Origin of the sequence: Oceanicaulis sp. LC35 (genome assembly GCF_052055585.1) — a bacterium.
In the GTDB taxonomy this organism is placed as follows: Bacteria; Pseudomonadota; Alphaproteobacteria; order Caulobacterales; family Maricaulaceae; genus Oceanicaulis.
Window position 1 is genome coordinate 1,157,213 of sequence record NZ_CP170485.1, and the last position, 24,188, is coordinate 1,181,400.

The 24,188-nt window shown below is 62.9% G+C and carries 20 protein-coding genes and 2 tRNA genes; 14 read left to right on the forward strand and 8 right to left on the reverse strand.

What is annotated here, in order from left to right:
* The first annotated feature begins 2 nt into the window (after positions 1 to 2).
* Positions 3 to 419 (forward strand): Rid family hydrolase, encoded by a 417-nt coding sequence (locus ACFELO_RS05430; protein WP_440959550.1) that lies wholly within the window; start codon positions 3 to 5, stop codon positions 417 to 419.
* Between the two features lie 17 nt (positions 420 to 436).
* Positions 437 to 1,576: a DUF819 family protein gene (locus tag ACFELO_RS05435; RefSeq protein WP_440959551.1), complete on the forward strand. Its 1,140-nt coding sequence runs from the start codon at positions 437 to 439 to the stop codon at positions 1,574 to 1,576.
* 52 nt (positions 1,577 to 1,628) lie between these two features.
* On the opposite strand, the gene ACFELO_RS05440 is transcribed toward ACFELO_RS05435, so the two are convergent.
* The 4 genes from ACFELO_RS05440 to ACFELO_RS05455 form a co-directional block, all read right to left on the reverse strand.
* The gene (locus ACFELO_RS05440; protein ID WP_440959552.1) at positions 1,629 to 3,011 is read right to left on the reverse strand and encodes a sodium:solute symporter family protein; all 1,383 of its coding nucleotides are present in this window, start codon (positions 3,009 to 3,011) and stop codon (positions 1,629 to 1,631) included.
* An 84-nt stretch (positions 3,012 to 3,095) separates the two neighbouring features.
* Entirely contained in the window at positions 3,096 to 3,833 is a 738-nt protein-coding gene (locus tag ACFELO_RS05445) for an ABC transporter permease (RefSeq protein WP_440959553.1), read from the reverse strand.
* The gene (locus tag ACFELO_RS05450) at positions 3,830 to 4,750 is read right to left on the reverse strand and encodes an ABC transporter ATP-binding protein (protein ID WP_440959554.1); all 921 of its coding nucleotides are present in this window, start codon (positions 4,748 to 4,750) and stop codon (positions 3,830 to 3,832) included. The genes ACFELO_RS05445 and ACFELO_RS05450 overlap by 4 nt, the downstream gene beginning before the upstream one ends.
* Positions 4,751 to 4,797: 47 nt before the next feature.
* Entirely contained in the window at positions 4,798 to 6,453 is a 1,656-nt protein-coding gene (locus tag ACFELO_RS05455; RefSeq protein ID WP_440959555.1) for an acyl-CoA dehydrogenase family protein, read from the reverse strand.
* 171 nt (positions 6,454 to 6,624) lie between these two features.
* On the opposite strand from ACFELO_RS05455, the gene ACFELO_RS05460 reads away from it, so the two are divergent.
* A complete protein-coding gene (locus ACFELO_RS05460; protein ID WP_440959556.1) occupies positions 6,625 to 7,662 on the forward strand; it encodes a GIN domain-containing protein in 1,038 nt (345 codons plus the stop codon).
* A 2-nt stretch (positions 7,663 to 7,664) separates the two neighbouring features.
* Here the strand turns inward: ACFELO_RS05460 and rlmB are convergent, their stop codons facing one another.
* Entirely contained in the window at positions 7,665 to 8,468 is an 804-nt protein-coding gene (gene rlmB / locus ACFELO_RS05465) for a 23S rRNA (guanosine(2251)-2'-O)-methyltransferase RlmB (RefSeq protein WP_440959557.1), read from the reverse strand.
* Positions 8,469 to 8,609: 141 nt separating this feature from the next.
* Between rlmB and ACFELO_RS05470 the strand changes: the two genes are divergently transcribed.
* Together ACFELO_RS05470 and ACFELO_RS05475 are read left to right on the forward strand one after the other, a co-directional pair.
* Positions 8,610 to 8,695, forward strand: a tRNA-Tyr gene (locus tag ACFELO_RS05470).
* Positions 8,696 to 8,833: 138 nt separating this feature from the next.
* The gene (locus ACFELO_RS05475; protein WP_440959558.1) at positions 8,834 to 9,406 is read left to right on the forward strand and encodes a hypothetical protein; all 573 of its coding nucleotides are present in this window, start codon (positions 8,834 to 8,836) and stop codon (positions 9,404 to 9,406) included.
* Here ACFELO_RS05475 and ACFELO_RS05480 read toward each other — a convergent pair.
* Positions 9,403 to 10,950 carry a S9 family peptidase gene (locus tag ACFELO_RS05480; protein WP_440959896.1) on the reverse strand — a complete coding sequence of 516 codons (1,548 nt, stop codon included), beginning with the start codon at positions 10,948 to 10,950 and terminating at the stop codon, positions 9,403 to 9,405. The genes ACFELO_RS05475 and ACFELO_RS05480 overlap by 4 nt on opposite strands.
* A gap of 693 nt (positions 10,951 to 11,643) precedes the next feature.
* The gene (locus ACFELO_RS05485; protein ID WP_440959559.1) at positions 11,644 to 14,676 is read right to left on the reverse strand and encodes a TonB-dependent receptor plug domain-containing protein; all 3,033 of its coding nucleotides are present in this window, start codon (positions 14,674 to 14,676) and stop codon (positions 11,644 to 11,646) included.
* Positions 14,677 to 14,852: 176 nt separating this feature from the next.
* Between ACFELO_RS05485 and ACFELO_RS05490 the strand changes: the two genes are divergently transcribed.
* The 8 genes from ACFELO_RS05490 to ACFELO_RS05525 all read left to right on the forward strand — a co-directional run bounded on the left by ACFELO_RS05490 (position 14,853) and on the right by ACFELO_RS05525 (position 21,637).
* The gene (locus ACFELO_RS05490) at positions 14,853 to 15,761 is read left to right on the forward strand and encodes a LysR family transcriptional regulator (protein ID WP_440959560.1); all 909 of its coding nucleotides are present in this window, start codon (positions 14,853 to 14,855) and stop codon (positions 15,759 to 15,761) included.
* A gap of 79 nt (positions 15,762 to 15,840) precedes the next feature.
* Positions 15,841 to 15,914, forward strand: a tRNA-Gly gene (locus ACFELO_RS05495).
* 171 nt (positions 15,915 to 16,085) lie between these two features.
* Positions 16,086 to 16,943, forward strand: a complete 858-nt coding sequence (locus tag ACFELO_RS05500) for an RHS repeat-associated core domain-containing protein (RefSeq protein WP_440959561.1) — start codon at positions 16,086 to 16,088, stop codon at positions 16,941 to 16,943.
* A complete protein-coding gene (locus ACFELO_RS05505; RefSeq protein WP_440959562.1) occupies positions 16,944 to 17,300 on the forward strand; it encodes a hypothetical protein in 357 nt (118 codons plus the stop codon).
* 227 nt (positions 17,301 to 17,527) lie between these two features.
* On the forward strand, positions 17,528 to 18,184 hold the full coding sequence (locus tag ACFELO_RS05510) for a hypothetical protein (RefSeq protein ID WP_440959563.1): 657 nt from the start codon (positions 17,528 to 17,530) through the stop codon (positions 18,182 to 18,184).
* A gap of 255 nt (positions 18,185 to 18,439) precedes the next feature.
* Entirely contained in the window at positions 18,440 to 18,973 is a 534-nt protein-coding gene (locus ACFELO_RS05515) for a hypothetical protein (protein WP_440959564.1), read from the forward strand.
* Positions 18,974 to 19,067: 94 nt separating this feature from the next.
* Complete coding sequence (locus ACFELO_RS05520) at positions 19,068 to 19,688, forward strand: NAD(P)H-dependent oxidoreductase (protein ID WP_440959565.1); 621 nt, start codon at positions 19,068 to 19,070, stop codon at positions 19,686 to 19,688.
* Entirely contained in the window at positions 19,688 to 21,637 is a 1,950-nt protein-coding gene (locus ACFELO_RS05525; RefSeq protein WP_440959566.1) for a cation:proton antiporter domain-containing protein, read from the forward strand. The genes ACFELO_RS05520 and ACFELO_RS05525 overlap by 1 nt, the downstream gene beginning before the upstream one ends.
* Here the strand turns inward: ACFELO_RS05525 and ACFELO_RS05530 are convergent.
* Positions 21,634 to 22,275 (reverse strand): SDR family oxidoreductase, encoded by a 642-nt coding sequence (locus ACFELO_RS05530; protein WP_440959897.1) that lies wholly within the window; start codon positions 22,273 to 22,275, stop codon positions 21,634 to 21,636. The genes ACFELO_RS05525 and ACFELO_RS05530 overlap by 4 nt on opposite strands.
* Positions 22,276 to 22,558: 283 nt before the next feature.
* Between ACFELO_RS05530 and tuf the strand changes: the two genes are divergently transcribed.
* The gene (gene tuf / locus ACFELO_RS05535; RefSeq protein WP_440959567.1) at positions 22,559 to 23,734 is read left to right on the forward strand and encodes an elongation factor Tu; all 1,176 of its coding nucleotides are present in this window, start codon (positions 22,559 to 22,561) and stop codon (positions 23,732 to 23,734) included.
* Positions 23,735 to 24,188: the final 454 nt, after the last annotated feature.

The following is a 24,188-nucleotide window of genomic DNA, read 5'->3' on the forward strand; positions in this document are numbered from 1 at the left end:
CGGTGAGCCAGGACCGTCCCGACATCCAGCGCGTCACGTCTGGCGCGCCGTGGGAAGACCTGGTCGCCTATCGGCGCGTGGTGCGCGTCGATAGGCAGGTCTTCGTGGCGGGGACGGTTGCGGTGGACGAGACGGGGCAAGCGTTTGCGCCCGGCGATGCCGGGGCGCAAACCTCACGATGTCTTGAAATTATCGCCGATGCGCTCGACAAGGCGGGCTCTCATATCTCACACGTGGTGCGCACGCGCCTGTTTGTGACCGATATGAGCGTTGAGACCCAAAGGGCGGTTGGAGCGGCGCACCGCAGGGTGTTCGCCGACTTTCCGCCCGCCTGTTCCATGATCGGGGTGGCGGCGCTCGCCAGCCCTGACTTCATCATCGAAATTGAAGCCGATGCGGTGATCCCGCCCGGCGTCTAAAGACCCAGGACCCTTTCATGGATGCTTCCCTGATCCCCGCCGATAACAATCTAGCGGTGATGGCGGGCCTGACCGCGATTGCTGCGGCCGGCTTTCTTCTGGAAAAGACCAAGTTCGGCGCGCTCCTGACCGGGACGGTCTGGACCATCCTGCTGGCGATCCTGGCGTCCAATCTGCGGCTTTTGCCCTTTGACGCGCCCGCTTACGGCTTTGTCTTCACCTATGCCGTGCCGGTGCTGATCCCGCTTTTCCTGATGAAGGCGGACCTCAAGCGCATCTTCTTTGAAACCACGCGCATGACCGGCGCCTTCCTGATCGCGGCGTTCGCAACGCTGGTGGGCGCGCTGGTCGCGGCCTTCGTGCTGCCGCTGGGCGAGCATGAGGTGGGGATTGCCGCCTCCCTGACCGCCTCCTATGTGGGCGGATCGGTGAACTTTGCAGCGCTGACCGATGTGACGGGCGTGGCCGAGAACGCCCCCGGCATCGTTTCGGCCATGTTGGCCGCGGATAATATGGCGAGCGCCGCCTATCTGGGCCTGTTGGCGATCCTTCCCGGTTTCACCTTTATCGCCAAGCGCTTCGTCAAACGTGATCACACCGAAGGTGAAGTCGAGGAAGCGGGCGAGGCCAGTGAGGGGCGCGCGACGCCGCTGAGCCTTGGTCTGACGCTGGCCTATGCGCTGATCGTCGTGGCGCTGGGCGACTATCTGACCCGGCTGAGCGGTCAGCCGCAGCTGCGCTATGTGATCATCACCGTGCTGGCGCTGATCCTGCCCACAGCGATCCCCGGCCGGATGGCGAAGCTGCATGGCGGGTTCGAGCTGGGCGTGGTGTTCGCCTTCCTGTTCTTTGCGGCCATCGCAGCGGGCGCAAATGTGGTGCAGCTGGTGACCAATGCGCCGATGATCATCGCCTATATCGCGATCCTCTTGTCGATCCACGCAGTGATCGCCTTCACGCTGGCGAAGTTCTGCAAGCTGTCTCTGCCCGAGATCATCATCGCCTCGAACGCCGCCATTCTGGGCGCCACCACGGCGCCGGCGCTGGCCGCGGCGAAAGGCTGGCGGGATCTGGTGACCCCGGGCGTTCTGGTGGGCGTGCTGGGCTATGCGCTGGGCACTGTGCTGGGGACAATCGTCTTCAGCATATTGGGCTGACGCTCGGGTCCATGAACGGCATGCGCGGGGCGGTCAGTGACCGCCCCGTTCGCTATTCAGCGCGCGCGATAGCGGTTGTCGCGGTTACAAAACCGACGCCGACATAGGCGACGGCCGCCGCAGCGATGGACAAGAGGAAGCCGCCGGGGATCGCGAACACGAAGTCCGCCAGCCAGATCGTCACCAGCCCGGCGGCTAGGGCGGCGAGGGCGCTCCACTCCCCGCCAAAGCGGAAATGAAGACCGATCAGCAGCGACACGAACAGGCCTGCTGAACCCAGCGAGCTTGCCAGCTCCACCAGGCCGTAAATGCTGTCGCCCGAGAAGGCGACGGTCAGGGCGGCGAGCCCCGCCACAGCCGTCAGGACGCGGGCGGCGATCAGTTTCTCACGCGAATCCGCCTTGGGGCGCAGGCGGCCATAAAGGTTCTCACTGGCGAGGCCCGACACCGCCAGAAGGGCGGAGTCCACGGTCGACAGGACGGCGGAGAACAGGGCGCCGACAAACACCACGAACAGGGCGCTGGGCATCAGCTCGGCGGCCATGAGCGGCAGGTAGAGATCGCCTGCGGCAGGATCAAACCCGGCGCCGGCGCCAATGAGGCCGAAGACCAGCGGGAAGGCGCCGAACAGCAGGTAGAGCCCGCCCGCCAGCAGGCCGCCCCGAACAGCCGTCTTCGCGGTTCTGGCGCCCAGGAAGCGCGCGATCATCTCTTGCGCCACCAGAGAGCCCAGGATCGGGATGGCGAAGGCGTCGATGCGTTCGATCCAACTTTCACCGGGCGGGACCAGGACGAACTGGGACGGGTCGATCATGGCGATGCCATTGGCGAGCCCGTCGGTGCGTTGCAGCAGCAGGACCATCATGATCAGAAGGCCCGCCAGCACCACGCCGGTCTGGACGAGATCCGTGATGACATCGCCCAGAAGCCCGCCCAGCAGGGTGTAGGCGATGACCAGTGCGCCAGCGCCCAGAAGCGTCGCCGTGACCGGCAGGTCCGTGACTGCGCTCAGAAGGGCGGAGAGGGCGATCAGCTGGGCTGCGGCCCAGATGATGGAGGTGGGAATGGCGACCAGGGCGGCGGCGACTTCAGCGCGCTTGCCAAACCGTTCCCGGAAGAAGTCGGCCAGCGTCATATAGCCCTTGGACCGCATGGCGCCCGCGACCAGCAGGGCGGAAGCGACCAGACATAACGCATAGCCCACGGGTTCGGCCCGCGCGCCCGCCAGCCCCTCATCGGCGATGGCGGCGCTGGCGCCCATGACGGTCTCACCGCCGAACCAGGTGGCGAAGAGCGATATCCCGAGCGTGAAGACGCCCAGACGGCGCCCCGCGACAAGATAATCAGAATCCCCCGAGATCTTGCGCGACGCCCAGACAGCGATGCCCATTTGCAAAATGATGTAGGCGATCAACCCGATCGTCAGCGCCGACATACGCTCCCCCCGTTTCAGATTTTTCTGAACAGGGCGGTTAGCCGATCACAGCGCGCAAAGGCAAGCCGCTTTTGACCCGGCGCACTAGCGCCAGTCGCGCCGCGCCAGCCAGATGCAGGCGATGACAAAGACAATGGCGCCGCCCGCTGCTCCCGTGAGCAGGGCCTGATCGGCGCGCCCGGCTTCGCTGGCCAGCATGTTCACCGGCAACAGCCAGGGGAAGAAGATCCCGTACCGGGATGAGGTCGCGACAACGGAGACAAACACCCCGCCAATCCCCACGATCACGGGTGTGGCGAAGTTGGAGGCGGCATGGGCGATTGTGAACTGGATCGCCGTCATCAGCAGGCTGGCGAACCACATCTTCAAGAGGAGAGACGCCATCAGCGCATAGGGTGGGCGCCCTTCCATCACGAGATCGGGGTCGATCATCTGCACCAGATGCCCGCCGCCCAGAACGCCCAGAGCCACGCCCGTGGAAATGAGCGCGGTGACAGAGAGTGTGACGATGGCCTTGGCGCTGAACACCACGACCTTGGGCACGGGTTGGGCCAGGCTCCACGTCCAGCCTGCACAGCCGTGCTCGATTCCGGCCATGAGCGCGGTCAGGGCGGTTATGGTCAGCGGCATGAGCAGATAGGCCCAGATGGCCGCGCCGCTCATCGCCAGCTGATCCCAGTTCTCGGTTATGTCGCGGGACAGAACGACCGCCACGACCATCAGCCCGAGCATGAGCGGCGGAGCGGCCGCCAGCAGCAAGACCAGCGAGCGGTTCAGCTTCATGCCCTCGGCCAGAACGGCGCGGTACAAAGTGAGGATCATTGCGGCAGGCCCCGGCCTTCACCCGTCAGCTTGAGAAAGAGGCTTTCCAGGGTGGGCTTCTGTTCGCGCAGGCCGGAGACGCCGATACCGTCCTCTATGAGGGCGTTGACGAGCGCCTGACGCTCTTCACGCGACAGGCTGAGATGGATGCGGACCTGGTCCGCTTCCCGTTCAGCCAGAACATTCTGATCAAGAAAGCGCTGAACAAGGGCTTCGGGACGGTCAGTCTCGATGAGCAGGACTGAGGGCGCAGCGCTGGACAGCTTTTCCAGCCGGTCCTGAAACACCAGACGGCCCCGGTCGAGCAGGGCGCAATGGGTCGCCATCTGCTCGATCTCACTCAGCAGGTGGCTCGACAGAAACACGGTGGCACCCAGCGTTGAGGGCAGGGAACAGATCAGCGCCCGCATGTCTGCAATCCCGGCGGGATCCAGACCATTGGTCGGCTCATCCAGAATGAGAAGGCGGGGGCTGCCCATCATCGCCCGCGCAAGCGCCAGACGCTGACGCATGCCCAGCGAGTAGCCCGACACCTTGCGATCCATGGCGTCAACGAGGCTGACCCGCTCGAGCGCTTCAATACCCTGCTTGACCGGACGCCCGGACAGGCGCGCGGCGAGCGTGAGAATCTCCCGCCCGGTCAGGTTGGGATAGAGCGCCGGGCTTTCCACAATCGCGCCGACGCCGGAGAGGGCGCCGGATCGGTTGCGGGTCAGATTGCAGCCATTGAGCAGGATCTCGCCGGACTGGGGCGCGATCAGCCCCAGCAGCATCCGGATCGTTGTCGTCTTGCCGGCGCCATTGGGGCCGAGAAATCCGAACACCGAGCCTTCCGGCACGGCCAGATTGAGCCCGTCAACAGCGGTGATGTCGCCGAAGGCCCGGCACAGGCGTCTGGTTTCAATGGCGAATGTCATGGCCGGACGATCCCGGAGTCGCCTCTGAAGGTCAGCTTAATTTTCGTTTATACGGCGAGCCGGGCGCGGTTGATCAGCCATTCATGATCGATTGCGGCCTCACCAGCGCCCAGAGAGGTCGGGTTCTCTGCAATCCGGCGCCCGATATAGGCGTCGGCCGCCGGCTCCAGTCCGGCGCGGATGAGGGTGCTGGCGGTGAGCGCGGTCGCGGCCCATTCGGCAAAGCGCCGGGCATCCGCCTCGCCAATGCCGCCCGACGCCATTTTCGTCAGGGCGTTCAGACGCGCATCAAGGGCGGGGTGCTTGCCGAAGGCTGGCGCCAGCTCGGCGGCTAGCGCATCACGCGCCGCTTCATCACGCGCCAGCGCCCGTAGCACGTCGAGCGCGATGACATTGCCCGAGCCTTCCCAGATCGCGTTGAGGGGGCTCTGACGGAACATGCGGGGCAGGGGGTGCTCTTCCACATAGCCGGCGCCGCCATGGGCTTCCATGGCCTCGTAGGTCAGATAGGGCGCCCGCTTGCAGATCCAGTATTTTGCAATCGGGGTCAGAAGGCGAGCCAGCGCAGCTTCCTGTGGATCGCTTTCGGCCTTGTCAAAACTTTCCGCGACGCGGAAAGCCAGCGCGATGGCCGCTTCGGCCTCCATGGACATCTCGCCCAGCACTTCGCGCATGAGCGGCTGATCGATCAGGCGGCGCTGGAAGGCGCTGCGCCGGTCCGCATGCCAGACGGCATAGCCCACGCCATTGCGGATCAGACCCGCCGACCCGGCAAGGCAGTCCAGGCGGGTGTGGTTGACCATCTCGATGATGGTGCGCACGCCGCGCCCCGGCTCGCCCACACGGCGGGCCCAGGCCTCTTTGTATTCAATCTCGGAGCTGGCGTTCGATTTGTCGCCCAGCTTGTCTTTCAGGCGCTGGATCTCGATCGTGTTGCGCTCGCCATCGGGCTTCCAGCGCGGCACGAGGAAACAGCTCAGCTGGGCGTTATCGCCTTCGCCCTCATAGGCCAGCGTCAGGAAGCCGTCGCTCATGGGCGCCGAGCAGAACCATTTGTGGCCGGTGAGGGTGACGACATCCCCGTCAGCGGACTCTGCGGTGGTGGCGTTGGCGCGTACATCCGAGCCGCCCTGCTTCTCGGTCATCGCCATACCGAGCGTCAGCCCCACTTTCTCTTCAGGCGGCAGGAAGCGCGGATCATAGCGGCCCGAGGTGACGCCCTGGATCCAGGGGCCGGTCCAGTCGGCTTTCTTCAGGGCCGGCACGCAGGCATAGGTCATCGATTGCGGGCAACACACGCCGGCATCCGCCGTTCCCATCAGCATGAGCAGCGCTGAGTGCAGCGAGTGCGGCGCCTGATCCACGGTCCAGGCGGCGGAGGATACGCCATGGGAAAGGCCCAGCTCCATCAACGCGTGATAGGCGGGGTGGAACTCAACTTCGTCAATCCGGTGACCAAAGCGGTCGAAGGGTTTGAATTTCGGCGGGTTTTCATTCGCCACCCGGCCGAGATCCTGAATGGCGTCAGAGCCGACTTCGGCGCCCATGGAGGACAGGCGGTCAGCGTGCGCATCCGCGCCATTGCGAGAGAGGGCCTCTCGCAACATGGCGTCATCTGCGTACCAGTTCACACCGACAAGCGGTTCGGACTGGTTCGAAACGGTGTGCGTGGAAAGCTCGGATCGGGGGGCGTGATGTCTCATGGGCGCATAAAAGCGCGATGCGCCGTATCTGTCGACAGGTCCGACATGGAGAAAAGTTTAGCCTGTCGCAATGTTGCGGAGGGATGACTTCGTCCAGCATGCACACAGTATCGATGACCGGGGGCACATCCGGGGTCGGTCAAACAAAACACTCAAGCAATGAGGGTCGATATGACGGTCATGGTTCTGGCGCTGGCGACGGCGATGCAAGCGGGCGGCGCCCCGGTTGTGGAGATTGAAAATTTCATTGGCACTGTCCGGGTCATTGAAGGCGCGACACTGGATGCGCGTATTGAACGGGCCGGGGAGGCCCGTGCAGATATCCGGACTTCGGGCGGCGCGCTTGAAGTGGATGGCGGTGAGAACATGCGCCGCGTGCAGTGTTATGGCGGCTGGCGCGATCAACGCGTGGGCCGGAGCCGGCGTGACGCGAAGTCCTTTGATGAGCTGCCGGTTCTGATCATCACCACGCCGTCAGCGGTCTCGTTTGAACTCGGCGATTCCGTGGTGCACGCCGAGCTGGGCGATACGGCGAGGCTCGAAGTCGAGCTGTCTGCTTGCTCCACGCTCAACGCCGGGGATGTGGCAGGCGATGCGCGTCTGGCGATTCCCGGCTCGGGCAATGTGCGCATTGGCGAAATCGGCGGCGCCCTCGACGCCGCGCTGTCTGGCTCCGGCGCTCTGTCGGCCCGTGATATCGGCGAGACCGTGGAGCTGGCGGTGTCCGGTTCGGGCAATGCGGAACTGGGTGATGTGGGCAGCGATATGGTGGTCGGCATTTCCGGTTCAGGCCATGTGCGCGCCGGTCATGCCGCCAGCCTGGACGCCAGCGTGTCCGGTTCCGGCAATGTCGAGATCGGCAATGCCCGTGAATTCGTCCGCTATGCCGCGTCCGGCAGCGGTGATCTGAGGGTGGGCGCGACGTCGGACGTCTATGTGCGCAGCTCGGGCTCGTCCAACCTTGAGGTCGCCAGCATGGATGGCGTTCTGAACATTTCGAGCGGCGGTTCGGGCGATGTGCGCATTGAACAGGGCCGCGCTGTCAGCGTGGAGGCCGTGCTCGGCGGCTCGTCGGAACTGTGGTTCGGCGGTACGGCGGGAGATGTGGACATCCGCGTCAGCGGCGGTTCGGACGCCTATATCCGCACCGTCACTGGCGAGCGGAACATCCACACCTCGGGCGGCGGTGACTTCAGCACCGGCCGCTAGGATCACTCCGGTTTCGGATTGATCCGGGGATCAAAGCGGGAAGCCTCATACAGCGCGATCGCAGCGGCGTTCGACACATTGAGGCTTTCCGCCTTCGGTCCCATCGGGATGCGCGCCAGCGCCGAGCAGTGCTCGGCCACGCGCGGCCGCAGACCCGTCCCCTCTGCACCCAGCACCAGCACCAGACCCGGCCCGGCGTTCGCGGCAACCTCGTCGCCCAGACGCGCCTCGGCTTCACCGGCGAGGCCGATGACATAGCGTCCGGCTTCCTGCAGCGCGATCAGCGTGTCGGCGATATTGGTCACCTGCACATGAGGGATGGTCTCCGCCGTGCCCACTGCGGTCTTGCACAGGGCGCCGAAGAAGGGCGGAGATTTGCGGTCCTGCACGATCACGGCGCGCACGCCGAACGCTGCGCACGACCGCAGTATGGCGCCCACATTGTGCGGATCGGTGATCTGATCGAGCACAACAAGCAGTCCGTGAGTCGGCTCCAGCACTGCATTGAGCGATTCAGCAGGCGGGGCGCCGGTCTTCAGCGCGAATCCCTGGTGCACCGCGCCTTCAGGCAGACGGGCGGTGATCTGGCCGGGCAATTCGATGTCCGCCAGCTTCTGGAATGTGGCGTCCAGCTCGGTCGCGGCATTGCGCGTCACATGCAAAGAGATGTGTTTTCTCTTGGGGTTAGCCAAAGCGGCCAGGACCGCATGACGTCCCCAGATCCAGCCCTGATCCGGGCCGTCTCGGCGGGCTGCATTTCGTGCTGCAGAACCCTTTTTATCGGTGTTGCGCCGTTGAAAAGCCATGACTATAGTCCGCGCTCCAAATCAGGGAGCGGCCTCGTTAAAGCCCTTGGCGCTTCGGCGCAATCGGCATCTGCGGTTGATCCTTGAAATGGCCCGTCGGCTGACCTCCCAATCAGCCGTCGCCGCGGATGCGGACCCTGTGGAGGGGTGGGAGAGTGGTTAAATCCAGCAGACTGTAAATCTGCCCGTTTCGGCGTACGCTGGTTCGAATCCAGCCCCCTCCACCATTCCTTCCCGCTGCGAGGCTCGCGCGGTTGAAGCTGACCCTCACAAGTCTGACCCTTATCGCTCTGATCATTGAACAGATTTCGCTTCTCTGTCGGTCCTGATGCGTGTTGCATGGGGCGGCAAGCAAGGGGAGTGCGATGCCGAGTCGATCTGACGCCATCCTGTTCCTGCTCGGACTGGTGGTTTACACGGCCGGGCAGATTTCAATCAATCTGATGGGCGCGGTGACGCGCGCTGAGGCGCCGGTCGATATCAGTCACTGGCTGATGCTCCTCGGCGTGGTGCTATTGCTGCCGTTTGCGCTGCGCCAACCGCAACGCGGCCTGCATCTGATCGCGACGCCCGTGCTTGTGATCGGCGTCGTGTGCGTGATCGGCATGTGCACGCTCGACCTCATGTTCTGGAGCCTGCCAGACAATGCCTACCGCAATGATCTGGCGATGCGGCTGGTGGACTCCCCGATGCTGTGGGGGCCGTTCATGCAATGGGGCAGCAATGAGGTCTTCACGCTGGGCGTGGCGCTGCCCGCGCTGGCCTATTGGAGGGTCTCGAAGCCGGGCGTGGTGCTCGTGGTGCTGGGCGCAACAGCAATCGCCGCCGGCCCGCACTGGTTCAACGTCACCGGCTTCATCCTGCTCACGGCAGGCTATGGTCTGGCGCTGGCTGGCGCCTGGTTTCATGCCGCGCCCGACCAGCCGGAAAGCGCCTAGGGCGCCGCAGACCCGGTTTCAGGCTCTTCAGGCTCGACTTCTTCAACCTCGATTTCCGCTTCCGGCTCCTCTGAGTCCGGGGTCGCTGCGTCGTCCACCTGAGGCGGATAGGCATAGCGGGGCAGGACCGGCTGATAGTCGGGCCTGTCGGCATGCTCGGCGAACCAGCCAAGCTCGGTATTGATCTTGAAGAGCTGATAGCTGAGGCGGCTGTAATTGTGCGGCTGGTCGCTCGCCACATAGAGCTGTGTCGGGGCGCCGGCCGCCTGCACCCCCCGATGCATCATGATGGCCTGGGTCGGCGGGACGCGGTCATCGCTTTCACCGACGAAAAACAGGGTGGGGGTCGTGACTTTCCAGGCGTTCCAGAGCGGGGACTGGGCCTGATAGAGCGCGGCGTCCGCGCCTTGCTCCCACGGGGCAGCGCCGAACCAGGGCGTGCGGTTGAAGCGCGTATCGCTCTCGCCATACATCGAGACCCAGTCTGACGCGCCGGCGCCCGATGACGCCGCGGCGAACCTGTCCGTCTCTGTGATCAGGCGATTGGTCATGTGTCCGCCTGCGCTCCAGCCCATGAGGATCAGCCGGCCGGGATCGGCGAAGCCGCTTGCCACCATGGCGTCCACGCCAGCGAGCACATCGGTGTCGGCATGGGTGAAGTATCCGCCCACCATGTCGCGCATGAAGGCGTCGCCATACCCGACGCCGCCGCGATGGTTGGGCAGGAGCACGCCATAGCCCAGCCCTGTCAGGACGGGGATGGCGCGTGAGGTGTTCCACGATCCGAACTGGGAGGAGGAGCGCGGCCCGCCATGCACGATGGTGACAAGCGGGACCGTATCGCCGGGCTGATACCCCACGGGCCGGACCAGCAGCCCCTCGATGCGCTGACCATCCGCTGCGGTCCAGCTCACGGCTTCCTGCGCGGGCAGGCTGAAGCGCGCCACCAGATCATCATGCCAGTGCGTGACGGGCTGAAAGCCGGTTTCGGTCGTGCCCAGATACATCTCCCCCGGCGTCCGGGCGTCGGTGCGAATGAAGCTGTGAAGGCCGGTATCGGGATCAAAGCTCCAGTCTGAAATCACATGGTCGCCCTCGGTCAGCCGGGTCAGGCGGCCACTGGCCAGAGCGTAATGATAAAGCTGGGTGCGCAGGCCGGTATTGCCCAGCAGGAACAGACCCGTCGAAGTGGCGTCCCAGCCAAAATCAACAATCTCCATCGCCCTGTCGGGCAGGATCAGCGTCGCGGCGTCATCGCCCACGCGCTGGACGAACAGATTGTCCTCGTAATAGGGCTCGCCCGCCGCATTTACGGTGGCGGCATAGGCCAGATACGCTCCATCCGGCGACAGGGCGGCGCCGGATTCAGAATGGGTGTTGGTGGTCAGCCTGGTGAAGCGGCGGTCTTCAAGGTCAAACAGCCAGACCTCGCCCGCCTGACGGTCATCGATCAGCGGGCCGGGCGCGGAGCTCACCAGGAGGCTGCGACCGTCTGCGGACACGTCATATCCGCGCACATAGCCGTCAGGGGCGGCCAGAACCATGTCGGTCTCCCCGCTCTGCAGGCTGACCGACCAGATCAGATCCGGTTCGTCCGTGTCATAGGGCTGGATCGTCCAGCGTTTGCGCCGTTGCCAGTCCGCAAGTTCGGAAAGGGGCTCTTCGGCGCGGAAATAGATCGTCTGTCCGTCCGGCGCCCAGACGGGGGAGGAGACCGGGCTGCCGTGTTGGGTCAGGCGACGCATGTCTCCGGTCTCCACCGTGTAGAGATAGAGCTGGTCGTCATCATCGTCCTCGAACTCCATGACGGTGACGAAGGCGTCGCCGCGGGGCGACCAGACCGCATTGTCGATCAGCGCATCCTCGCCTTCGGGCAGGGTGACCGGAATCTCGGAGTTGTCGGTCAGGCGACGGATGTGCAGCGCGGTGTCGCGCCGGTTCCTGTCCCATTCCACAAAGCTGACGGTAAAGCTGTAATACCGCCCGCCGGGCGCGGCCTGAGGCGCGCCCACGCGCTGAAGGCTCAGAAAGTCGACCGCGTTCATCGCGGGCGGCTCGGTCTGGGCGAGGGCGGGCAGGTTCAGGCCCAGGGCCGACAGCCCCAAAGGGATCAGGATACGCGACAGGTCAAAGCGGCAGGCAGGCATAGGTCTCGGGTCTCTTCCAGGTGAAGTCACAAACAAGAAGGGGCGCACCAGATGGCGCGCCCCCTCACAGTATCAGGCTTTGATCACGTCCTAGAACTGGGCCGTGACGCCGAGATAGAACTCGCGACCGGTCGGGTCGTTGAGCGACTCGGAGATGTTGCGGTCACTACCATTGTCCAGACCGGTGGGCAGAAGCGGGCCCAGATTGTCGAACAGGTTGTTCACGCCGCCATACACTCGGTACTGGTCGTCTTCACCAAAGGTGTAGCTGGCGTAGATGCGGTGGAAGTACTCGTCATCCGCCTTGAAGTACCGGTCATCGCCCGGATTGGCGTTGTTGAGCAGATCGTCGATCCCGCCTTCCGCATAGGTGACCGTATAGCTCATGCGGAACGGACCTTCGCGATAGCCCAGACGCAGACGCGCCTCGTTCTCCGGCGTGTTGATCTCGCCCAGAGAGGTGGAGGTCAGCACCGTGCCGCCAATGCCTTCGAATTCGACTTCCTGGGTGATGTAGTGGCTGTAGCGGAAGTCGATGTCGAACCGGCCGGGAATCTGGGGCAGCTCGAAGCGGTAATCGAGGGACATGTCGATCCCCTCGACCGTCTCACGATCAAGGTTTTCCTGATAGTTGATCACTTCGACCACTTCCCCGGTATTGGGGTTGCGGGTGATCACGTCACAGAATTTGTTGTTGGGGAAGTCCGCGGACGAATAGCACAGGTCCACGACGTCCTGGGATTCAATCGAGGTGATCGCGTCCTCGATCTGGATCGAATAATAGTCGACGATCAGGGTGAGGTTGTCCACCCAACGCGGCTGGAAGATGGCGCCGATGGTGAAGGTGTCGGCGGTTTCTTCCTGAACGTTCGGATTGCCCGCATTCGGCCCGTAGACCGAGCTGCCCGGATCGAACTCATAAGGCGCGTTCGTGGACGGGTCGATGTTCTCGGGGTTGGCGAAATAGGCCTGGATGCCCGGAGAGGCCAGGCAGTTGGCGCGCACGATGTCGAGATCGGCGTTGGCGCCGCCCGAACCGGACGGTTGCGACAGGCCGGTGCCGTCCGCCATCAGGCCTTCGCACGGATCGATCAGGTCATCGGAGTCCGGACGCGGCGGGGAGAACAGCTCGGTGATGTTCGGCGCACGCTGGGAACGCGAGTACTGGGCGCGCAGACCGAAATCGTCGATCGGGCGCCAGACCATGCCGGCGTTGTAGCTGAAAATGGCGCCGACCGTATCATAGTCTGCAACCCGGGCCGCGGCCTGGAAGTTCAGCTGATCGGCGATGAGCGGCACGTCGATCTCGGCATAGCCTTCGATCACTTCATAGCTGGCGCTCATTGTCGGGAAGGTGGACAGCGAGGTGCGATACCGGTCCTCGGTCGTGGGATCGCCATCAAGGCCGCCCACAACATCGCCATCGGGGTCACCCGTAACGTCCTGTTCTTCACGACGGTATTCGACGCCCGCAGCGGTTTTCACCGGGCCGGCCCAGATGTCGAACAGCTCGCCGGTGATGTAGCCGCCGGCGGTGTACTGGGTGCGCGACTGGGTCGCAAAGCCGTCATAGCGGATGTAGTTCGCAGCCGCTTCGGAGATCGAGCCTTCGCCAAACAGGTTCAGCGGCACGCAGCCATCCGCACGAGCAGCGGCGTCAACGCACTGATAGCCGCCATTGCCGTCGCTCTCGATGTCGAGGGCGCGCTGGGCGTTGTAGAAGTTCACCTCGTTCGGGTTTTCCTGATCCTGGGTGAAGTGGCCATAGGTCGCGAAAGCCGTCCAGTCGAAGCGGTCGTTCAGTTCGCCGTTCAGGTTCGCCATCAGGCGCAGCGTGGTGCGTTCGTTGATCCGCGCCTGCTCACCCAGCTCCACAAGGCGACGGGTAAAGGAAACAGACCCTGACCGGGTTTCCTGGACCGCATCGGGGATGAAGGGGTGGTTGGAGGCCATGTCGCCGACGGTGAAGGCGTCAAGCACGCCGAAGGTGTTCGATGACCCCAGCGTCTGATAGCCGCCAGCCGTGACGGATTCGATGTCGGAATAGAGCGCGGTGAACGAGCCCTCGATGCTCGGGGTGAACTCGTAGGACGTGGTCAGGCCAATGTTCAGAAGCTCACGGGAAGAGAGCAGGGTGCGGCCCGGACGGTAGTTATAGCCGTCCACATCAGAGAAGAAGTCAGAAGAGCCCGAACGGTCGCTGGGCTGCAGGGACTTGTCGTTGAACCATTGGCCGTCGACGAACCAGGCGTCGCCGCTTTCAAACACGCCGCCCGGGGTGTAGCTGGACCGGCTGCCCAGGAAGCAGTGGCGCTCGGGGAAGTCGGGGGTGCAGCCCGGTGCGTTGAGCTGGTCGGCAAAGGCGTCGTTGGACGAGGTGGAAGGATCATCAAAGCTGATGGCCGCGATCGATTCCGGACGCGTGTCATCGGCGCGGATCATGGCGAGGTCACGGTATTCCACGCCGAACAGCGCATAGCCGCGATCATTGTCAAAACGCGTGCCCCACAGTGCGTTGGCGCGATACTCGTCGCCGCCGCTGGCTTCGGGGGTGGTGTAGCGCAGATCCACTTCCACGCCCTCGAAATCATCTTCGAGCTTGAAGTTGGCGACGCCGGCGATGGCGTCCGATCCGTAGATGGCCGAGGCGCCGCCGGTGGTGACTTCGGTGCGTTCCACAAAGCCGAGCGGGATGGTGCCCAGGCTGACGCGGTCGGAGTTACCCGAGTTGGATACGGCGCGCATGCCGTTGATCAGGACCAGGGTCCGGTCATCGCCCAGACGGCGCAGGCTGATGGTGGACAGGCCGCTCGTCTGGATCAGGTTGTTGGAGTTCTTCGGCGACACGGAGGCGGACACGCCCGGCAGCTCGATCAGCGCTTCGGCGAGGTCGGTGGTGCCGGTTTCCTGCAGGTCGTCCGCGCTCAGGATCTGAAGCGGCACAGCGGATTCCGCGTTACTGGCGCGTTGGATGCGCGAACCGGTTACCGTAATTACATCCTCAGCGGGTGCTGCGGCGGCTTCACTCGCCTCTGATGCGTTTTGTGCATTGGCGACTGGTGCTGTAAGCGCGTACAGAGCGATCAGGCAGCTTGCGCTAAGTAATTGTGATTTAATACGCATTATATCCCCGTGGAGGCTTTGTTTGATGCCGTTGCCTTGCTCGCCAGCTCCTGAAAGACCCCGTCAGCAGCAAGGATTCGAATGTGTAAGCTCTGTGAAATAAGGGTTCGACATCAAATGCGTATCCCTCATAATGTGTTGCGATAACTGCAATGCGTTGAAAAGGCTTGTGTTTGATGGACCTTGTCTGGCTTGAGGACCTGTTGAGTGTTGCGGAGAAGGGACACTTCGCACGCGCAGCAGAGGCGCGGAACGTCTCGCAGTCGGCTTTGACCCGCCGCATCCAGGCGCTGGAGCGCTGGGCGGGCGGGCCGCTTCTGGATCGCAGCACCCATCCCATCTCCCTGACACCGGCGGGCAAGGTCTTCAGCGCCCGGGCGCGCGATATTGTGGGGCGGGCGGCGACCGCGCGAGCCGAGCTGCGTGAGCAGGCGCGCACCCATCGCGACAGCATCACCATCGCCTGTCTGCATACGCTGGCGCTGCACTATGTGCCCGAGCTGGTGGCGGATCTGCAGAGGAGCATCGGGCCGTTTCAGGCGACGATCGTGGCCGAGACCCGCACGATCAACCAGTATCTGGAAGCGCTGAGCAATCGGCAGACCGACCTGTTCTTGTGTTTCACCTATCCGCAAGTGCCGTTGGGCATCACGCTGGATGGCGTGCCCCAGCTCAATCTGGGCGATGAAAGCTTCGCGCCCTATCAGGCCGTGGATGCGCCGCCGCTGGATCTGGGAGACGCCAATGGCCCGGCCATTCCCTATCTGCAATATGGCGCGACGGCCTTTTTGTCCCGGATCGCCGAGCGGATGACCTCGGGCGCCCCCTTTGAGGCGCGCCTGCAGCCGGTGTATCGGGCGACGCTGGCGGAAAGCCTGGCGAGCGCCGCCTCGCGCGGGATGGGGGTGGCCTGGCTGCCGGGCAGCATCGCCCAGCCGCTGGTCAACAGCGGTCAGCTGGCCGCTGTTCCGGGGCCCTGGCGGGCGCGCCTGTCGGTGATGGCGATTGGCGCCACCTCGAACCGGTCGCCGCTTCTGGATGAGGTCTGGCGCCAGCTCCGGGAAATCGCCGAGCGCAAACCCTGAACCGCGCGGGAGCTGCAATCTCACCGTCCGTGCCGTCTCGACAAGGGCAGGCGGGACACGCTATCAACGCTGTCCCGGCGCGGGTGTAGTTCAATGGTAGAACGGCAGCCTTCCAAGCTGCATACGTGGGTTCGATTCCCATCACCCGCTCCAGCACCCCTCCGAAAAGCCTTGGTTTGTAAACGCTTTCCCTGATCCGGGCCGCGGTTCTACTCACATCTCTACTCAAAGGCAGAATTCCTGCCCGCGGGCGACCGCGAACGCTGGGCGCATCCCAACCGTCTGGGCTCCACGATTGTCATCAGCGACAGCACGGGCGCGGTGGTGGATGCCCACACCTATTCCCCCTTCGGCCAGGCGGGCGAGGGCGATGGCGGCTTCCCCTTCCGGTTCACGGGGCAAAAGCTCGATCCCGAAACCGGGCTCTATTACTACAAGGCGCGCTATTACGATCCGGAGCTCGGAAGGTTCCTCCAGACCGATCCCATCGGATACGCGGATCAGATGAATCTCTACGCCTATGTGGGCAATGATCCGATCAATGCGACCGATCCGACGGGGGAATCGATTTGGGATTTCCGAGATGGCTTTATGGCCGCCACTGCTGCAAACGAAGCGATTTTAGCGCATCGAAAGGCGCTTCGTGGAGAGCTGGGCGCTCAAGCTCAAGGGCGTGCCCGAAACGTTAATAGGGCGATTGGCGCCGCTGTTGGACTAGCATTACGGAACGGTATGGTCGTTGTAGAAAACCCTAATCTTCTGGTTGATGTGGTAATGGATGGTGCAGCCGCACTTGGCGAGTCCTTGGGCGATGAGCAGTTCCGCGATTATGCTGCCGGGGCTAGTGCCCGCTTCTATGTAGAGGTACGTTATACTCGAGCTAATCGCAGGCTCCCCCGCGGTATTCAAGTTGGAAAGCTTGGCTTTGCTGGCGCTCGAGCAGCGTACGGGCTTGCCGTGAACGGTATGAACAATGTTTTCAACCAAATGGAAGCAGCAGGCGTATCGCCAGATATTCTTTCGAACGAACAGCTTGGTTCTATTGCGGCTGCCGCTGCAGCCGGTCTGGGCGTTGAGTACGATAGTGAAGCGAACCAGATTGTTGTGAGCGGCACTTGGAATAGACCGGGTTCGAGAATTCAAGCTAGTGTGACGCATACGATTGATCTGGAAGAATCGTAAATGATAACATCATCTAATTATGGGGCTTTATGCCTTAAGTTTATCCCTGTTATCGCAAATGCGATTGGGGCGACTTGGTTTGTTTTTCTATTCAATGGTCGATTTTCAATTGATCTAGATATCTACATCTATATGGGGCTATTCTTTTTGGTGCTAGGTTCGGCTTTTTCTCTTTGGGGTGCGCGCGAAAAAGAAAGGAAACTATCGAGTTTAATTTTTTTGATATTGTCTACTATTTCAACAATATTTGTTGTGTTTGCAAGTTATGAAAAGTCTATGATAGTTCTGGTCGGCTTGGTACTTGCTCTAACTGCCATTTATTCCATTGATGAAATTATTGGCTTCTGGCGCACGTGAGGCTGATTGAGCCAATTGGTCTCTCAAGTGCGCCTTATGGTGTCTATAATCAAAATGTGGGTGATGCACATGAATGTAGAAATCGTCATGTGTGTTTGAGGCTCTCTTGGGACATACAAAAAAGCTGAACGTGATCTTATCGTTTGAATGTGATTTTGTGTCTGACCTATTAGTGCGGTGCTTTGATGAGGCGCTGTTCTAGATGCTCCGCGCTTGCCGGGTTTCACATGCGCAAACGTAATAAGGAAGCCAGCCCCTTAAAGAGAAGTACCGGCGCGCCGACCCATGCCGCCCACGGCCGAACCGTCACCCATTCCTATGCCTATGCTCACCCCATGGGCTTGCGGACTTCTGCGGTGCATGACGGGCTGACGCTGGGCTATCAGTACGACACGTTCGGGCGCATCATCGCGCAAACCCATCAGAACGGGCTTGCGGTGTCTTATGCCTATGACGTGGCGAACAATCTTGTGGAGCTCACCTATCCTGACGCCAGCCGGGTCGCTTATGGCTATGACGCTTTGGGTCGGGTGATCTGTGCGGAAGAGGGCGCGGCGAACTTTAATGATCCCTGCGCATCGGCGGGGCGGCGCCTCGCCAGCATCGCCTATGACGCCCAGTCGCGCCGGCAGAGCATCAGCTACGCCAATGGCGCGACCGCGCTCTTTGGCTATTCCGCGCGCGGGTATATCCGCTGCCATGACATCAACCTGAGCGGCGCTGCGGCCTCGGCGTGCAATGGCGCGGGGGCGGAGGTGGCTTATGACTTCACGTCGAACGGCGTGGGTCAGATCCTCAGTGAAAGCCTTACAAGCACGCTCAGCGGCGAGGATCTGGTCTGGCGGCCGTCTTTCTCGGCGAATGAAGTGCTCTATGGCGCGTAGCAAGCTTACGCGAGTCTTGCCCATATTACCGATGCTTCACTAGGGTTTGTCGTCGGTCTCGGCTCTGCTGGTTTCGCGCCAGACAGATGGAGATCGCCGCACATGCCTTTGACCCTCAGCTCGCTCGCCCTGACTCTTGCCTTCAACGCTTGCTCCGGAGCGGAGTGTCTGGAGGCGCAGACCTGGCCAGCGCCCATACGAAGTGTTGAGGGCGCGAGTCTTGTTTCCCCCGTCTTGCCAGAGGCGCGTATCAGTGTGCCGGACGCGGCGGTCTATATCGGGGCAAAGCGCTGGGCGCTCTATGATGCTGTGGATGCGGAGATGCATCTGTTCGTCGAAGCGGGCGAAGACCGGATTGTGGATCGGCTCTACTGGATCCAGTTCGAGGCCTATCTACCGAGCCTGCCTGATGCGGCGTATGACTTTCACCGCTCTGATTTGGAGCGGCGCGCGCTGGGCGACGCCGAATTCTTCGTGCGGGCGCGCTTTGGCGTCGGCGAGGGGGATGTGCCCGAGCCCGGCTCTGACAACGCCATGATGCGCGCCGTGCTGGCGGACGCCGGTTATGCCTTGCCCGCCGAGACCATCAACGCGACCATGAAGCACATTCTGGATCCCGAGGATCCGCGCGAAGAGCTGATGATCATCTATATCGAGGACCTTGAACCTACGGGGGCGACCATGGACGAAATCATCGAGACCCGCCTCGAAGGCCCGCTCTGGGCCGGATTGTCCCGGGGCGTGCTTGATCGCGCCCAAGCCCGGATCAGCGTGGAGGGGGTGGAGTAAGAAGCATCGCTTCCAGCCCCGCCCGATTGCGCTTATCGCCCGAAGCGCGGCATGTTGATCCGGAACGGGTCAGCCGGGTCGGGAAGGGCGAAGCATGTCACGGGTACTGGTCTATTTCGCACATCCCGGACGACGCTATTCGCGCGCCAATCTGACCATGGCCGAGGCGGTGGACCATCTAGCCGGGATCAGCTTTGTCGACCTTTATGAAGAATACCCGCGCCACGATATCGACATCGAGACCGAGCAGGCCCGGCTTGCCGATCATGACGTCATCGTCTTCCAGTTTCCGCTGTTCTGGTATTCCACGCCCTCCTTGCTGAAGGACTGGATCGATCTGGTGCTGGAGCATGGCTTCGCCTATGGCGAGGGCGGCGAGCATCTGAAGAACAAGGCGCTGTTGTGCGCGATTACGGCCTCCTCCGCGGAAGAGGCGTATTCGCCTGATGGGTTCCAGCACTATCCCTTGCGCACCTTCCTGACCCCGCTCGAGCAGACGGCGCGCTTGTGCCAGATGAGCTTCCTGCCGCCCTATGTGCTCTATGAATCGCTGAAGGCGTCCGAGGATGAGCGTCTGATCGCGCATACGCGCGGCTATAAACGCCTGCTGATCGGTCTGCGCGAGGGCCAGTTTGATTATGAGGCGGCGCGGACATTCGACCTTTTGCAGGCGGACGGTCTGGATGCGGTTCTCAAGGATGAGGCGCGGGCGTAATGGGCGATTTCCTGCTTCTGACGACACTGTTTCTGGGCGCCGGGGTGATCGCGGTGCCGCTGGCCGCCCGTCTGGGGCTGGGCTCGGTGCTGGGCTATCTTCTGGCGGGGATCGTGCTGAGCCCGGTCCTGGGCCTCCTGCATGTGGACGTGATCGCCATCCAGCACTTCGCCGAGTTCGGCGTGGTGATGATGCTGTTCATCGTCGGGCTGGAGCTTGAGCCCAAGCGCCTGTGGGAGATGCGCGGGCGCTTGCTGGGGCTGGGCGGTTTGCAGGTGCTCCTGACCGCGCTTGCCGTCTTTGGCGTCTGCACGGCGCTGGATCTGCCCTGGCGGCAGGGCGTGGCGATCGGCTTCATCCTCGCCCTGTCCTCCACCGCCATCGTGCTGCAGACCCTGACCGAGCGCGGCCTGATGAGCTCGGATGGCGGGCGCAGCAGCTTCTCGGTGCTGTTGTTTCAGGACATCGCCGTCATCTTCATGCTGGCGCTTTTCCCGCTTCTGTCGGCGCCGGATCTGGTTGCGAGCGTCGGCGCCCATGCCGCTGAGGCGGGCGGACATGGCGGAGCAGGGGGCGACCTGGCGCCGTTTGCGCACCTGCCCGGTTGGGGCAAGGGGCTGGTCAGCCTGGGCGCCATCGCGCTTGTGGTGGGGATCGGCAGCTATCTGACCCGGCCGCTCTTTCACTTCATCGCCATGGCGCGCCTGCGCGAGCTTTTCACCGCCGCCGCCCTGATGCTGGTGGTGGGGATCGCCCTGTTGATGACGCTGGCGGGCCTGTCCCCGGCGTTGGGGGCGTTTCTGGCGGGCGTCGTACTGGCGAATTCCGAATACCGCCATGAGCTCGAAAGCCATATCGACCCGTTCCGGGGCCTGTTGCTGGGGCTGTTCTTCATCACGGTAGGCGCGGCGGTGGACTTCCAGCTGCTGGCCGATCAGCTGTGGACGACGCTGGGGCTGACGCTCGGGCTGATCGTGCTCAAGGCGCTGATCCTGTTCGGGTTGAGCCTTGTATTCCGCATTGGCGGCTCGGATCGCTGGCTGTTCACGCTGGGCCTCGCACAAGCGGGCGAGTTCGGATTCGTGCTGCTGACGCTGACGGTGTCGGAAAGCATCCTGCCCCAAGCGGTGTCGAGCCAGCTCCTGCTGGTGGTGGCGCTGTCCATGCTGCTCACGCCGGGCCTGTTCGTACTCTACGGCCGCATCTGCAGCCTGATGGCCAAGGCGCGGGAAAGCGCGCCGGCGGACGAGATTGATTCCCACGCCGAGATCATCATCGCCGGTCACGGCCGGGTGGGCGGCATCGTCAACCGCATGCTGCGCGCCTATGGCCACGAGACGACGGTTCTGGACTATTCCTCCAGCCAGCTCGAGGCGCTCAGGGCGTTCGGCTTCAAGGTCTTCTTCGGGGACGCCACGCGGCCGGACCTGTTGCACGCCGCCGGGATCGATCGGGCGAAGCTGCTGATCGTCGCCATAGACAATCGCGACCAGATCACCGAGCTGGTGCGCTATGTGCGCAAGCATCACCCTCATGTGCATGTGATCGCGCGGGCGACCTCACGCGAGCATGTCTACGATCTTTATGCCGTGGGATGCCGGGACATGATCCGGGAGACGTTTGATTCCAGCGTCCGCATCGGGCGCAGCGCGTTTGAGGCGCTGGGCGCGCACCCGTTTGACGCCGAGCAGATGTGCCGGGCCTATGTACAGCAGGACCGCCTGAACCTGCGCGAGATGGCCGAGGTCTATGACCCTGAAGTGCCCAATCACAAGAACCCGGCCTTTGTGACCCGGGCGCGGGAGGTGCTGGCCCGTCAGCGTGACGAGCTGAGCGGGGGCGGGCGCGTTCTTGGCGCCATGAATGACCGGCGCTGGTCGCCCCCCACGCCCAAGGATGTGCGGGTGGAGCGCGACCAGGCGCGCTCCGACCCGAAAACACCGGACTAGGCCGCTTTCACATGGGCCATGGCGTCACTGATTGATTGGGCGCCGCTTGAAAGCTCGAAGACTGCGCCGGACGCTTCGGGCACGCTGACGCAGCGCTCCAGCACCTCGGCCACATCCTCGCGCGAGACCTCAGAGCCGCTGACATGGTCGGGCGAGACCTCCACGCACCCGGTTCCGGGCTTATTGGTCAGCGAGACCGGGCGGACAATGGCGTAGTCGATGCCGGCGGTCTGAAGGTGCGCGTCAGCGGCCTTCTTGGCTTTCAGATAATGGCGCAGACCTTCAGGGCCGTTCTCGGGGTTATCGGTTCCCACCGAGCTGAGCATCACAAAGCGGCGCACGCCGGCGCGCTTGGCCTTCTCGATCAGGGAGATCGCGCCGTCCCGGTCGATCGTGTCGGTGAGCGCGGCGGGCGTGTCGCCGCCCGAGCCCGCCGCGAAGATGACGGCGTCCATGCCTTCGGCGACATCATCGGGCAGATCGGCGAGATCGGCGGTGCGGGTTTCGACGCCCTTGGGCAACACGCTGAGGTCTGAACTCTCGCGCACGAGCGCAACAGGGGTGCGCCCCGATTGCTGGATCTTGAGGGTGAGGGTGCGGCCGGTGAGGCCGGTCGCGCCAGCGATGAGAATACGCATGGTGTTCTCCTTGTTCTTGCTCAGCACCGGGCGAATCCCGAGCCTTGATAGTGAACGAGGAGGGCGGGCATTCGTTCCGGTCCGCATGCGGCGGCGCCGCCGGGCGGCCTGTGAAAACACCCTGTCATCTGCAGAAGCCTGCGCTCTTGGCGCTTTCTCCCTTGCCTTGGGCGAGAACGGGCGCTATGCCCCGCGCAATCGCCCTGGCGCATCGTTCAGCAGTCGGACCGTCGGCTGATGCAAAGCGCCGTAAATCCATGTTCCAGCTTGAGGGTCCACGACAATGGCCAAGGAAAAGTTTGAGCGTACGAAACCGCATGCCAATATTGGCACGATTGGTCACGTTGACCACGGCAAGACGACGCTGACCGCCGCGATCACGAAGTACTTCGGTGACTTCCGCGCGTATGACCAGATTGACGGCGCACCGGAAGAGAAAGCACGTGGCATCACGATCTCGACCGCGCACGTGGAATACGAGACGGATGCGCGTCACTATGCGCACGTCGATTGCCCGGGCCACGCCGACTACGTGAAGAACATGATCACCGGCGCTGCGCAGATGGACGGCGGCATCCTGGTTGTGAACGCCGCTGACGGCCCGATGCCGCAGACGCGCGAGCACATCCTTCTGGCCCGTCAGGTCGGCGTGCCGGCTCTGGTGGTGTTCCTGAACAAGGTCGACCAGGTTGACGACGAAGAGCTGCTGGAGCTCGTGGAGATGGAAGTTCGCGAACTTCTGTCCTCTTACGACTTCCCGGGCGACGACATTCCGATCATCGCGGGCTCTGCGCTTGCGGCGATGGAAGGGCGTGATCCGGAAATCGGCGAGAACAAGATCCGCGAACTGATGGCGGCTGTGGATGAGTACATCCCGACCCCGGAACGTCCGAAGGATCAGGACTTCCTGATGCCGATCGAAGACGTGTTCTCGATCTCTGGCCGCGGCACCGTGGTGACCGGTCGTATCGAGCGTGGCATCATCCACGTTGGCGACGAGATCGAGATCGTGGGCATCCGCGACACCCAGAAAACGACCTGCACGGGCGTTGAGATGTTCCGCAAGCTGCTCGACCAGGGCGAAGCTGGCGACAATGTCGGCTTGCTGCTGCGCGGCATCGACCGTGAAGGCGTTGAGCGTGGTCAGGTTCTGGCCAAGCCGGGTTCGATCACCCCGCACTCCAAGTTCGAGGCTGAAGCCTACATCCTGACGAAGGAAGAGGGCGGTCGTCACACCCCGTTCTTCTCCAACTATCGTCCGCAGTTCTACTTCCGTACGACGGACGTGACCGGTGTTGTGACCCTGAAAGAGGGCACCGAGATGGTCATGCCGGGAGACAATGTGGAAGTGTCTGTCGAGCTGATCCAGCCGATCGCGATGGAAGAGAAGCTGCGCTTCGCCATCCGTGAAGGCGGCCGGACCGTCGGCGCGGGCGTTGTGTCCAAGATCACCGAGTAAGCTCTACGCTTCACTCGCCAGCGCAAGCTGCAAGAACGCCCCGGAGCTCGGCTCCGGGGCGTTTTTTTATGGCGATAATCCGGGGCTGGAGGGGCAGGGCGGGGCTGTGCGACACAAGTCGGAGGCTCCGGAATACGGCTGGACCGGTCTGTTTGCACTGATTGCGCCCCCGAATCGCTTTGGCGGTAAAGTTGCCTGAAAATCCCCCTTTGAGCTTTCGCTGGTTCGGACAAAGCCCGCTTCTTGGCTGATATCGGCGAAAATCACGCAATCAGGACCTACAAATGTGATGTTTCTGTCACGTTATTAATCAGAACGTGTGTCGTGAGGTAACGCTGTGTTGACCCTGCTTTTTGGTGCGCCGTAAGCTTTTGTTATGCCCGTATAAATGAGTGCGGGCACGCACAAGTGTCGGTCGTTCGCACCTTAAAAAGGGGAGGTGCGGCGGCTCTGT